Genomic DNA, 12,365 nt, shown 5'->3' with positions numbered 1-12,365 from the left:
ACCATATACTTTCGAAATGAGGCGCTGTTAATATCGCTTGAGAATGGCGAGGGTCTTCTCCTTGCCACAGGTCTGGATGAAGGGTCCGAGTTTCGGCCCCTTGTCCTGGCCGATCATCACGCGGTAGACAAGCTGGAAGAAGTCGGCTGTTTCAAGGCCATTGTCCTTTGCAGCATCATAGAGGCGTGTGGTGTACTCCTTGTCCTCAAGGCTGTCCATTACCTCTACCAGGGCGGTGAGGTCATGTATCGCCTTGCGTTCGGTCTCGGAGATTTCAACCTTGGCGTCAGATTCGGTTGCCAGGCGGTACTTGAAGTCTTCAGGGGCAAAGTGGGTGATCCAGTTCCAGGCGCAGACACAGCGGGTTTCAAGGCGTTTTCTCTGGCTGTCGGTCATGCTTCCCAGGGTGCTGATGGCTACAGGGATGTTTCCTTCATGTAGCTGAAGCAGGTTGCAGAGGTGGCGGAAGGGAATCTGGAAGGAGGCTTCGGTAGGGACTTCGCCAACCTGGCTCAGTTCGTAGATCCTCTTCTCCTTTGCCTTTCGCTTGTCGTTTACCTGCATCAGGCCAAAGTAGATGCGCTCGCAGGAGTCGTAGTCCTCGTACATCTTCAACACATCGAGGTCGAAGGAGATGGCGAACTCGGAGTTTGGTCTGGTACCTACAAACATGTAGCGGGTTATCTCTGGGGTAAAGACTTCCAGGACCTCATAGAGGGAGATTACCTCTCCACTTGAGGAGGAGATCTTCCCACCACGGCCCTTGATGCTGATGAAGTCATACTGGAAGGATACAGGGGCCTCTGCCCCAAATACCCTGACCATCTTCCTTGAGGTATCGAACGAGCCACCTTCACTGTGGTGGTCCTTGCCAGCTGGTTCGAAGTCGACACCCTCATAGGACCATCTCATCGGCCAGTCAAGTCTCCAGGGGAGCTTGGCGTAGCTGGTGTTGCGTAGGTCTATGGTCTCGGTCTGGCCAGTCTCGTCATCCCTGTAGGTTACGCCCCACTCCCCGTCCCAGCCAAGGATGGTGGTGGTGTCCTTATCGGTGAAGGAGGAGAATACGGATACCGGCCACCAATCCTCTTCGAGGGGTGTGGTGCGGAACTCGTCCAGGATGACCCTGATCTCGTCTCTCTTTTCCAGGGCAGTGCGTATGCCTTGGGCATAGACACTCTTTCTGTATCGGTCGGCCTGGTAGAGGTACTCGGGCTCTACGCCCACTACAGGAAGGATCTTCTCCACGTCCAGCTCGTTGGCCCGGGCGTAGTTGTCTGCCTTTCCTGTGGTATCGGGTACCAGGGTTATGGGTTTGCGCAGGAAGGTTTCCAGCAGTTCCGGTTGGGGCATGTTCTTGGGTACTTTGCGGAACACGTCGTAGTCATCCCAACTGTAGATGAACCGTACGTTCTTTCCTTTGGCCCGAAGTGCCTTCACCACGAGGTCAACTGAGATGATCTCCCTGAAGTTTCCTATATGGACAGTTCCAGAAGGGGTAATGCCGGAAGCGCAGGTATAGCACTCCTTCTCGCCCTTCTCACGAATAATCTTGTCGGCGTATATATCCGCCCAATGTGTTGATAGGTTCTGTTCGCTCATAGCTGTCGAGTATAATGGAAAGAGACACATCAATTCAACTCCATGTTGCCAAAACAAAAGGGCTGAGCGTATACTATGGGTATGAAACGAGCATTAGCCTTTATGATCTGTCTGCTTTTTGTGCTTCCGCTGTTTGCTGAAGCCGAAGCCCAACCGGGGTCCATCATCGAGAAGGGCATCGCCTCCTGGTACACCAGCGACATGGCCGGAAGCCTCACCGCCAACGGAGAGGTCTTCGACCCCACTTCGCTTTCGGCAGCACACAAGAGCCTGAAGTTCGGCACCCTGGTGCGAGTGACCAACCTGGACAAGAACAAGAGTGTGGACGTAAGGATCAACGACCGAGGTCCGTTCATCGAAGGGCGCATCATCGACCTGACCCCAGCTGCTGCAAAGCAGGCAGGGCTGCTGGACAGCGGTATCGCCAATGTGACCCTTACCCTGATTTTCCAACCCGAGGTCCCCGAATCCAAATATGACCGTCCTGGCGATACCGGCTGGTATCAGATCCAGGTGGGTGCATACTCGTCGTTGCTGACAGCCTACTCCCAGTATGACCGCCTGCTCAACGCAGGGCTTCGTCCCTATGCCGAACAGCTTCCCGATACGAAGGCGGTACGGCTTACGGTTCGCTGGATCCCAGCCTACCAGCTGGACAAGACGGTGAAGGTCCTCTCAGCCCTGGGCTTCGATGAGAAGAACATCCTCAAGAAGAGTGAGGCCAACCCTTACAAGTAGGCTAGACGGAACACCATTTCTTCCGACCGTAGAGGCTACTGTATCCACTCCATTGGATTTGCAGAAAAGCATGGAGGGTCTGGTCAGAAGCTTGCGTATGCACCTGTGTTTCCCCTAAGAAAAACAGGGAACAGAATATACGTAATGGCTTGACGAAACTGGGTTTCACGGTGAGGATTGACCAGTAGGGGAATATGATGGAAAAGCAATATTTGGTTCTGAAGCTCAACAACATGGGTTACCGCACAAGAGACCTGGAAACAGGGACCATTGTTTCCATAAAGGGTGTTGTCGACTTCAAGACATTTGAACTTGATACCATAACCGTCGAAGTCGACAAGGAGTGGGTGTTCAAGAAGACTTCCTATGTATCAGGGAACCTGCTCAAAAGCGAGCTTATCCTTGCAAACCTAGCTGTCCCTCCCCTTGAGTTCGAGAAGGTCGAACGAAACAAGTATGAGTTCAAGGATTATACGGGCTTTGGCTTCTACAGCCCTGGAAGGGATCCTGTATATGAGGCTACACAGATGGAGGGCTCAAAGGGGTATGATGCGCTTGCAAGGCTATGGGAACAGTATCCACAGTGCATCGATGCCTTGGTCCATATGGGAACCATGAGCTTTGCAACCCCTGATATGGAAAGGAGCTCCTTCAACTGTTATACCGGAGCGATCCACATTGCAGAGCAGAGTCTTCCTTTTGATGAAACCTCACAGTTCCCATGGGAATACCTCAACAACAGGCCCTATCTGCGTGCCCTGCACGGCCTTGCATGCTGGTATTGGAAGCAGGGTGATTTCGATGCTGCAGCAGTACCTGCAAGGAAGATATTGAGGCTCAATCCTAGGGATAACCAGGGTGCAAGGTTTGTTTTGGAGGCTGTCAGGAACAAGGAGATCTATAGGCCTGACTGGTAATAATCCTCCTTCGAAGTTCTTTCACAACGTCCTTTACATTCTCAAAAAAATCTTATACATTACTTACAGCTTTTCGGGCCTATAGCTCAGTTGGTTAGAGCATCGGACTCATAATCCGTGGGTCGAAGGTTCAAGTCCTTCTGGGCCCAAAGTTAGAAACTCCTTGCAGTGCAGGGAGTTTTTTTGTTTTGAGGGTTCATGGGTGAACTTCAAAGGCTCAGATCAGAATCTTGTGGGATTTGTATTTCTGGTAGGGTTTCCTGCTGGCTACTGATACCTTGGGGGTATATTTTTTTATGAACTATGGTGCATTAAATCAACAATAAAATTGATTCGAGCCTGACAACGTTTAGGGCGAGGAATCCTGATGCATCAGCCTGTCACACTTAAAGTGTTGAAGGGCTGTTTCGGGTCTCCTGGTCTCGTTGTGCCCTCAGGCTAGCAATCTGATCATCACGGCTTCGAATGGCGTCATGTCCTCGCCCTCCGTCCCAGGCGGGAGGCACACATGGCAAAGGACGCCAAAGCAGAATTCTACTATTACATCAACGGGAAACCGTACCTTCTTACCCCAGGTAAGGATGGCATCACCGAGGAGACAATCACTGTCTTCCGCGACTCCTAGCAGGCTGAACGCTTGAACAACCGGTATGAGGATGAGATCCAGGACCCAAGGTTCAAGTTTTCGAAAACCCTCCACGAAAGAAACCCACATGCTTTTTCAGATGATCCCATCGAAAGCATCTCCGTCCTTTCCCAATCCCCTGAGGCTGTGCCCTTGAGGGAGGAACTTCCTCCCTCAATCCGCGGCCGGGTACATGAGAGCATTCCCCTCCTCATACCCGAACAGCAGGAGCTCTACTGGAGATTGTCTGAGGGTAGAAAATTGGTCGATATCGCAAAGGAGGAAGGAACCACCGACAACGCCATCAGAAGCCGCAGGAGAAAGATGATCAGACGCATTCAGAGGCATTCAGACACTTTATGGTGAGAAATTCGGGGATGCATAATCCCCGTTCACACCAATGGGTACGGTTTCCCGGTACTAAGCAGAGGAAGCGAAAGGATGGCAGCTATGCCTCAGCAACCTTCGGGAGAAACCCCGTACAGCAATGGAGATACGAAATGAAACTTCAACACAGGGTCCAGATCAATGTGGCCCAAGGTGACGGGCCTACCCAAGAGGTGCTAGGCAGCCGTAGCCGGAGAATCCCGGCTAGGCTGCTACGTCTCCTGCTCGGCGAGTACAGCGAAGAGCTCGTACCCACCCCAGGCAAAAGCGTCAAAAGCATTGAGATCCACTAGATACAGCAAGTAGGAACAGAAGATGGAAGACACAACCCTGTTATTGCTTGAGGGGGCGAAGGGGCTCAAGGCTCTAGCAGAAGCACTTGAGAGAGTGGCTGATCTGATGAGTAAGCAGGACATTGCTCCATTGTCACCAGAGGTAGGTATACAACCGTGTGTTTAGTCAATGTCTTTTCCAATAAGGAAAAGGTGTTCTGATAAACCATAGAATCCAGGATCTCTACCTGTAATTTCACTGGTAGGGTTTACTTCATTAACTAGCTGGGTTATGTCCGACCAAGTGGTTGGGTTGCGCCGGCGAACTCATAATAATCTGCCATGTGTAAATACAGGTTGAGAACTACAAGATTGTCCCTATAATAACCACTTCTTTGAACAGCATTGAAACGAATTATTAAATCCTCCTATAAACTTGAAATGTAACTATTAGTATTATCGACCTTTCTTTTATGAGATTGGTTGCAACTACTGCGAGGCTACATATCCTCTTTGTTCTGAAAGACCAATTGAAGCAAAATGCATATATCGTGGCCTAAATAGTAAACGACCTATTTAGGAGGCGATGCCTTGCAATATCAAACCGCACTTTCTTTACTGATGGAACAAAAACAAATTTCAATCAAAACTCTTGTCAAACTAACAAACGTTTCTGAAAGATGGATTGAACAAATCCTGAAGAAGCAAAATTGGAATCCATGGTTAGATACCGTGATCAAAATCTCCGATGCATTAAAAATAAATCCTATTCAATTTATTGAATTTGCAGAAACCCGAGAATTTCCTAAAAAAAAGCATTTAGACCCAGTGAAAATCACTCCAACCAGCATATCCTCAACTTTAAAAAACATCCGTATCCAGAAAGGACTGTCTCAGACAGATTTGGTAAAGTTAACTCATTTTCAATTAAGTTCAATTAGCTTACGTGAGAACTCACGTTACCAAAGCTTTCCAACTTTATCTACTTTAGAAATCTACTGCAAAGCCTTTGAGATATCTGTCTCATCATTTTTATTAATTTCTAACAAAACAATTATAATACCTGAAGGATGTGAAATATGAATTTCCTATCAAGAAACGAAATCAATGCTTCCTATATTTCATTTTTAAGTGCACACCCTCAATGTGGCGAATTACCATATAGTGCTACCTTTGATTACTACCGTTTTTTAAGCCTTGAAGAAGTCGCTTCCCTTTTGGGGTTTGAATCGGCAGATCTTGCGGGTTTCATTTTAGCAAACCCAAAGATAGTTCCTTTCTTGAATTTTGGATCTGATGTATTTTTTGAAAGAGAAAAAATCTTTTCTTGGTTTCTCGAACAAGTCAAACCGTTACTTATGGAGCAAAACCAAAAGAACATAATTTCTTAATCTTTTAGCAATGTATTAAAATCATCAATCTGGAGTTTTTAATCAATGTTCACAACTTAGCGATTCCTAGAGATTAAACTTGCCCTAGAAATAAAAATATTTATATTTCCTGAAAGAAATTAAGACATTTTTTGCTTCTGGCATATAATAACGATATCATTATTAAATAGGTAAAGGTTGTCCATGAATCCTTTTCTCCGCTCTTGGTCCCTCCGTTTCCTTGCCGCTCTCAACGATCCGAAGCTGCTTGTAAGTTCAAGGATGGCAGCCTTCCCCCGTTCATTCACCCGCGAACGCAAGTTGAACTTGCACTCCACACTCCTTACAATGATGGATGTAGGACGTGAGTCAACCAGCCTGAAGCTACACAGACTGTGCAAGCATACCAAGGGATTGGGAGTGACAATGGAAGTCTCGCAGCAAGCCTTCAGAAAGGCAAGGAACCAGATTTCGGTGTACCCTCTCAGGCATCTCTTCGAAACGCAGATTGAGGCTGAACACCATGGGGAGATGGACAGGCTCCCCGCCCGTAGCCCCGACGGCTGGACCTATCTGGCCATCGACGGGATAAAGATAGCGCTTCCCAATCTGCCGCAGCTGTGAGAGAAATACTTCTGCACCGGTGCAGGAGGCTCATCGCCCACTGCCTTGGGTTCCTGCCTGTACGACATCAGCAACAACCGCTTCATCGACGCCGCCTTCTGCGCGAAGCCTGATGAACGTTCCTGTGCCGTCTCCCATATGGAAAGGTATGAGAAACTGCGTCCTGGGGACCAGATGAGCATGTTCATCCTTGACAGGGGGTATCCTTCCATCGGCCTCATCCAGGAATTCGAGAAAAGAGGGATGACCTACCTCATGCGTTGCAGGACCAAGTCCAACTGTGACATCGATGCCCTTCTCCTCGGATGTGACACCACGGTGGACATCGGGAGCTCGCCCGTAAGGGTCGTAAAGTTCGAGCTGGACTCGGGCCAGGTGGAGACAGTGATCACCAATGACACTGGGCACGATGCAGAAGATTTCAGGAAGATATTCTTTCTCAGATGGGGTATAGAAAACTCTTACGATTTGCTGAAAAACCGATTCCAGGTGGAAAACTTCACAGGAAAAACGGAGAACACCCTCAAGCAGGATTTCTGGACGACTATACTTGCCTCTACCATGCTCATGGTCATGGAAGAAGATATAGACGAGCAGCTCCGAAAAGAAAGAGAAGGCAAAGAGAACAAATACGAGTACCAGGTCAACCGTAACAAGTTCATAGGCATCATGCGTGACGACTTCATTCATGCCTTGACGGCAAGAAACCAAGTGACCCTGATAATGAAGAGAGCCCAAACCTTTGTCTGCCCCATCACGCCGGACCGAACAGTACCTAGGGCAAAAAACAAGAGAAAGACCAAATTCCATCACAATCTTAAGTCAAATTGCTGAGATTAAGAGGCCTTCTGGCTAAAGTTGTGAACATTGGTTTTTAATATATGTTACTAACAGTACACATGTAGGTTCAAAATAGATATTTGTACCGTTGATTGGTTGGTGGATAGAACATTAGTTCATCTAAGGGACGTCTTGCCGTGGACTTTGATACAATCATATTGGGATATAAAAAGCTAAAACAGGCCTTAGACGCACTATTTAAAGGTTTTAGTGCTAAAAACTTTTTACTGAGTATATTTTTAGCAGTAAAGATACTTCTCCAAACAGGAAGAATTATAAATTGAAACCTTCTAATAAAGACATAAAGGAAAAACCTTATTGTGCAACAGAAAATTATTGGATGAAAGAATATTATTCTGTCGATGGCCCGTATGGAAAGTAAGGAGGAACTTCCCTGCTTCGCTGAAAAGGAAAAGGTTCTCGTTTTGGAAGAAGACGTCCACCTGGAGTCCCTTCAGACGGCGGAGTGTCATCAGGAAGTCCATGCAGTTCCGGCCAAAGCGGCTGATCGCCTTTGTGTAGATAAGGTCGATCTTCCCCTCCTCACAATCGGCCATCATCTGCTTGAACCCTGGACGGGAGTTGATGCTGCGTCCGGACTTGATGTCGGTATAGGTATCGATGTACTTCCAATGGGGATGGTCCAGTATCTCCTCTTTCTGGAAATCCATCTGGGCCGAGAGGCTGTTCAACTACCTTTCCATCTTCGTGCTGACGCGGCAGTACAAGGCCACACGCTTGCGCCCGTATCGATATGGAATGGGCTTGATTATTGGGATTATACGTCTCTTTCTTTCCGGCTGTCCTTCATCTGGCATGATTGGTCCTGTATAGCACGGATCGTAGGGGATGAATAAATTTGGGCTATCAAATTTATGCAACCTAATTATATTTACTCTTTATTACATGGACTAATGTTTACATATGATATTTATAGGCTTATAGTTATATTGATTTTATAGATTATTTACCAACGATTACCTTAGTACTTTCAAAAAGGGAGGTCTAAGCATGGAATTCTCTATCAGCATTCCTGCCGATGACGATGGGTATGTACTCTTTCAATGTCCATTATGCAAAGAGCTTTTTAAAATCACACCAGATGATTTCCATGATGACAATGTAATGGAAATTTATTGCCCCTCTTGCGGTCTAGTGAATGATAATTACCTCACAGAAGATGTTGTCGAATTGGCGATAGCAAAAACCAAGAACTACATGAATGACCTAATATTCGATAAAATGAAAGCGATGGAACGAAAGCTCAATAATGGCGCGGTTACCTTCAAAGCTGGAAAGAAACCAAAACCAGAATATGAAAACCAGATAGACGCATCAATAGACAACTTGATAATCACAAAGTTCTCCTGTTGCCATCATAACGCAAAGGTCAGCCAATCACTTAGAATCAGTGGGTGTTACTGCCCATTCTGTGGGGTCAGGAATGATGAGTTTGAATAAAAGAGAACTTAAGAAACTGTTGCTTGAATTCAATGGTATTTCAAGTCGATTGATACGAGTAGATTACCAAGACTATAGTGATGTGCTGAAAAAATTCCTGATGTTCATTGAAGGCCAACCTGTCACTTACGACTTTATCATAGACTGTGGGCCCACCTCATATGATGTCGCAGAAGAAATTCAGCATGTTACTCGAGATCAGAGAGCAATTATTGAATTAGGTTCTAGTGAAAAAGAAGAAGTATCCAATATTTACCATATCCTGAAGTATTGTGCTGAAAATCAACTCAATATCCCTACTACAGTTGCAGATTCTTATTCAAGTTCTAACAAATATCAAGATATGTCAGACGAATTCAACAAGCGCGTTGTATATGTATTGATCGGACATATCAGGAAGTATCTTGAGAAGATAGGTGTTGACATGGGTATGGATGAAAATATCAGGTATTCAATCACTACAAACAATGGACAGGTCAATCTGGCTAGCGATCACGCCACAATAAACGCTACCCAGAATAACGGGGTGGATATGGCCATTCTGTTGAAGCTTATCGAGGAAGCGAAGAAAACAATATCCGATAACTTCTCCCCGCAAGAGAAAGAAGAAATTGAGGAAAGCTTGGAAGCTGTAAGAGATGAGTTATCCCAACCTTCTCCCAAGAAAGGTTACATTAAGGGGCTTGCAAACACTTACATTTAAATCAGTGCATTTTGCAGCGGCCATCGCCTCTATAAGTTCTTTCATCATACAAATTCCAGGTATCGGGGGGTGAATAATTGAAAACTAAAACAAATATCATCATTCTTGACTATCAATTTACACGTCAGGCAAATACTCTTCACTACAGTAATCATTAATATGAGTAATTATTTGATAGTTTGCGAGAATCATCCCAGAAGTTCGTATATTTATTTCAAATGCGGTCCTCTGTCCCTGAATTATGTCTTAAAAAATCAAACATCCATCGTAAGTATCAGAGTAATAATTACTAGGAGAAATGATAAAAAGGCAGTAATTGGTTACTGAGGTTCTGTCAGAAGTGTGTTTCATAGAGCATACAAGGTTGGAAGACATATAAGGTACAAGTTCGGCATGTTATATTTCGTCAGAGGCCGATCAGGAGAATGAAGAGTTTTTCCCGAATCATTCAATGGTCACCGTCAGTGATGGCGGATAGTCCGGATAGGAGCTATTACATGGAAATAAAGGAGCCTTTCGCCCAAGCATATTTGAATGAAATATTCAAGATTTCCTCGAAAAGTCCAGAAAGATTAGCCTCAAGGGAAAGTAGTAACCTAGAATTTAAAGAGTCATTTGGGTGGAATAGTTTGGCAAAATATCTCAAAACCAGTGCAGCATATGCTAATACAAAAGGAGGATATATAGTATTTGGTATAGCTAACAAGCCCCACTTGCTTCGAGGCCTCACAGGGGAAAGCTTGATTTTATTTGAAAACGTCGATCCTGAGAAGATATCAAGGAATTTCAACGAACACTTTTCCCCCGAAATAGCTTGGGAAATTCAAGAGTACGAACTTGAAGGCCATATTTTTGGCCTTTTATATATCTACGAGTCAAAAGATAAACCTGTAGTCTGTATAAAGGATGCTGGAAAGGAATTAAAAGAATGTGATATCTATTACCGATATCGAGGACGTACTGAACGCATAAAATATCCTGAGCTAAAAATGATCCTAGAATCAAAAAGAGAAAATGAACAACGTCTTTGGATGCACCATCTCGAAAGCATTGCGAGAATAGGTGTCCGTGAAGCCGGGATTTTTGATATTCACACTGGTAGTGTGACTGGGCTCGGCGGCTCATTTCTAATTGATGAATCATTGCTCAGCCAGCTATCCTTTATTAAAGAAGGTGAGTTTTCCGAAATTGAAGGGAAACCCGTTTTAAAATTGATTGGCACTTTAGAACCTCTTAGCGGAATTATTAGTGGCAAATCCAATAACCGTATTTTGAAAACCAAAGGAATTCGGACTTCCGATATAATTCTCAGCATGCTGAGACAGGACGATATTCCTGAGCCACAAGAATATATCAAGCAAATCTGTTTCGAAACTACTGGGTACCTACCTGTGTACCATTTTATCAGACAATCGGGAATGACCGTATCCAATACTATTGAGATGCTCGAGGGTGTGATTTCAAGATCAGCTACGCGAGGTAAACTTATCGAGCGCCTTAAAGATTCAAAAACTCAACAGCTTACAATCCCAAATAGTAACACAAGTTTAGCTATAAAAAAAAGAGAATATAAAAATCAAATTCTTAACAAGCAAATTAATAAAAACATTGAAGTTAATGACATCATCTATTGTCTACAAGCCATAAGAAGTTTGAATAAAGATGAAATTATCTCCAACTCTGAATATGTAAGAGAACTATTACAGATATGGTTTAACAAACACTATGCATCCGCTAAAGATAAATTAGCTGACAACTTGCGCCGAGCAATTTGTTGGATTGATGAAGGATTGAATCTAGAAGAATGTGTAGCAAGAACCGAAACTCAAAATATAACTCAAGGCCAATAGCGGATATTTAGTTCCTTGTTGCCTATCCTTATCATGAATGGGAATAGGATAATTTTTCCTATCAATCATCGATAAGAACAGGAACCTGATTCAGAATAAAGTGCAAGTCAATACATGACCGTCAATAACGAAAGCGGCAGCATAGGATGGACTCTTGAAGAGAACGTCCTCCTGTAAGATACCGTTTTCATTAACCTTGGCTTTTTGCCGGAATTCTTTAATGCCGGGTGGAATGCTGTCTGAATCATTTAGTTCAATATGACTACCCTTAAGAACAACGAAACCTTCCGTTGTTTGTTTACATTCAGCCTCAATCGTCTGTCTACTCTTGCGGCTTTTCCGTTTTAGATGAAGCAGAAGTCCATCTCCCTCAATAGTAATATCATTATTAATCTCTATAGGATGCTTCACTTCGGTAAGCGATTCAAACACCCTGTGTCCGAGGGTTCCCATCACTATTTTTGAGTAGTCAATAAACTCCTCCAGTTCGCTTTCTTTTTCCTCTGTAATATTGCCGGGTGAAGAGTCGTTTCCATTTTTAACAGCATAGCGTTTTGCTGTCAGAGCCATATTCGTAAAACGATTTTTAAGGTAGCTTATTTCCTTGTTTTCGAAGGAATTATTGGATGTTGTGAATACAACTGCTTCTGTCCAGTAATCTTTATCAGGGTTGCGTTTGTGTTCTTGCAAACGATATAAGGTTCCTTCGCCGTTTTTTCTTACACCTGCCTGGCCGATATAAACAACATTTTCTCCAGTTTGGTCGGATGTACCGAACAGAAAATAGATCCCGCTCTGTGAGAGGTCATCACGTCCCTTGCATAAATCCAGAGCAGTGCATGGATTTTTATAGGCGACGCCCGTCCAGTTGGCGAGGGTGCATTTTATACGCCCGCTGGCTTCCCCATCCATAAAAAAGAGATTTATACTTTTTCCCCGTTTTGAAATGATATTACCTCCAAAGTCCTGTTTTTCA

15 protein-coding genes and 1 tRNA gene are annotated in these 12,365 nt (G+C 44.7%); 13 read left to right on the top strand and 3 right to left on the bottom strand.

Going from position 1 to position 12,365, the window contains the following annotated elements; all coding sequences use genetic code 11:
- Window positions 1-27: 27 nt before the first annotated feature.
- Window positions 28-1,602, bottom strand: coding sequence for a lysine--tRNA ligase (gene lysS, locus ROJ03_RS01410; RefSeq protein ID WP_313725198.1), 1,575 nt, complete (start codon window positions 1,600-1,602; stop codon window positions 28-30).
- An 81-nt stretch (window positions 1,603-1,683) separates the two neighbouring features.
- Between lysS and ROJ03_RS01405 the strand changes: the two genes are divergently transcribed.
- The 10 genes from ROJ03_RS01405 to ROJ03_RS01360 all read left to right on the top strand — a co-directional run bounded on the left by ROJ03_RS01405 (window position 1,684) and on the right by ROJ03_RS01360 (window position 7,369).
- Window positions 1,684-2,340 (top strand): septal ring lytic transglycosylase RlpA family protein, encoded by a 657-nt coding sequence (locus ROJ03_RS01405; RefSeq protein ID WP_313725197.1) that lies wholly within the window; start codon window positions 1,684-1,686, stop codon window positions 2,338-2,340.
- Between the two features lie 197 nt (window positions 2,341-2,537).
- The gene (locus tag ROJ03_RS01400) at window positions 2,538-3,257 is read left to right on the top strand and encodes a hypothetical protein (RefSeq protein ID WP_313725196.1); all 720 of its coding nucleotides are present in this window, start codon (window positions 2,538-2,540) and stop codon (window positions 3,255-3,257) included.
- A gap of 75 nt (window positions 3,258-3,332) precedes the next feature.
- Window positions 3,333-3,406, top strand: a tRNA-Ile gene (locus tag ROJ03_RS01395).
- A 488-nt stretch (window positions 3,407-3,894) separates the two neighbouring features.
- Window positions 3,895-4,248 (top strand): hypothetical protein, encoded by a 354-nt coding sequence (locus ROJ03_RS01390; protein WP_313725195.1) that lies wholly within the window; start codon window positions 3,895-3,897, stop codon window positions 4,246-4,248.
- A 134-nt stretch (window positions 4,249-4,382) separates the two neighbouring features.
- On the top strand, window positions 4,383-4,562 hold the full coding sequence (locus ROJ03_RS01385) for a hypothetical protein (RefSeq protein ID WP_313725194.1): 180 nt from the start codon (window positions 4,383-4,385) through the stop codon (window positions 4,560-4,562).
- Window positions 4,563-4,584: 22 nt separating this feature from the next.
- Complete coding sequence (locus ROJ03_RS01380) at window positions 4,585-4,728, top strand: hypothetical protein (RefSeq protein WP_313725193.1); 144 nt, start codon at window positions 4,585-4,587, stop codon at window positions 4,726-4,728.
- 404 nt (window positions 4,729-5,132) lie between these two features.
- On the top strand, window positions 5,133-5,624 hold the full coding sequence (locus ROJ03_RS01375) for a helix-turn-helix transcriptional regulator (RefSeq protein WP_313725192.1): 492 nt from the start codon (window positions 5,133-5,135) through the stop codon (window positions 5,622-5,624).
- A complete protein-coding gene (locus ROJ03_RS01370) occupies window positions 5,621-5,932 on the top strand; it encodes a hypothetical protein (protein ID WP_313725191.1) in 312 nt (103 codons plus the stop codon). Before ROJ03_RS01375 ends, ROJ03_RS01370 begins: the two co-directional genes overlap by 4 nt.
- A gap of 183 nt (window positions 5,933-6,115) precedes the next feature.
- Complete coding sequence (locus ROJ03_RS01365) at window positions 6,116-6,535, top strand: hypothetical protein (protein ID WP_313725190.1); 420 nt, start codon at window positions 6,116-6,118, stop codon at window positions 6,533-6,535.
- Between the two features lie 45 nt (window positions 6,536-6,580).
- On the top strand, window positions 6,581-7,369 hold the full coding sequence (locus ROJ03_RS01360) for a transposase (RefSeq protein WP_313725189.1): 789 nt from the start codon (window positions 6,581-6,583) through the stop codon (window positions 7,367-7,369).
- A 296-nt stretch (window positions 7,370-7,665) separates the two neighbouring features.
- Here the strand turns inward: ROJ03_RS01360 and ROJ03_RS01355 are convergent, their stop codons facing one another.
- Entirely contained in the window at window positions 7,666-8,067 is a 402-nt protein-coding gene (locus tag ROJ03_RS01355; protein WP_313725188.1) for a recombinase family protein, read from the bottom strand.
- 319 nt (window positions 8,068-8,386) lie between these two features.
- Here ROJ03_RS01355 and ROJ03_RS01350 point away from each other — a divergent pair, with 319 nt between their 5' ends.
- From ROJ03_RS01350 to ROJ03_RS01340, 3 genes are all read left to right on the top strand, one after another.
- A complete protein-coding gene (locus tag ROJ03_RS01350) occupies window positions 8,387-8,836 on the top strand; it encodes a TFIIB-type zinc ribbon-containing protein (RefSeq protein ID WP_313725187.1) in 450 nt (149 codons plus the stop codon).
- Window positions 8,829-9,539, top strand: a complete 711-nt coding sequence (locus ROJ03_RS01345) for a hypothetical protein (protein WP_313725186.1) — start codon at window positions 8,829-8,831, stop codon at window positions 9,537-9,539. The genes ROJ03_RS01350 and ROJ03_RS01345 overlap by 8 nt, the downstream gene beginning before the upstream one ends.
- A gap of 497 nt (window positions 9,540-10,036) precedes the next feature.
- Window positions 10,037-11,389 carry an ATP-binding protein gene (locus ROJ03_RS01340; protein WP_313725185.1) on the top strand — a complete coding sequence of 451 codons (1,353 nt, stop codon included), beginning with the start codon at window positions 10,037-10,039 and terminating at the stop codon, window positions 11,387-11,389.
- A gap of 90 nt (window positions 11,390-11,479) precedes the next feature.
- Here ROJ03_RS01340 and ROJ03_RS01335 read toward each other — a convergent pair whose 3' ends face one another.
- Window positions 11,480-12,301, bottom strand: coding sequence for a GIY-YIG nuclease family protein (locus tag ROJ03_RS01335; protein WP_313725184.1), 822 nt, complete (start codon window positions 12,299-12,301; stop codon window positions 11,480-11,482).
- Window positions 12,302-12,365: the final 64 nt, after the last annotated feature.

Origin of the sequence: Sphaerochaeta sp. PS (assembly GCF_032144095.1) — a bacterium.
In the GTDB taxonomy this organism is placed as follows: Bacteria; Spirochaetota; Spirochaetia; order Sphaerochaetales; family Sphaerochaetaceae; genus Sphaerochaeta.
This window is presented reverse-complemented; position numbering and strand designations above follow the sequence as displayed.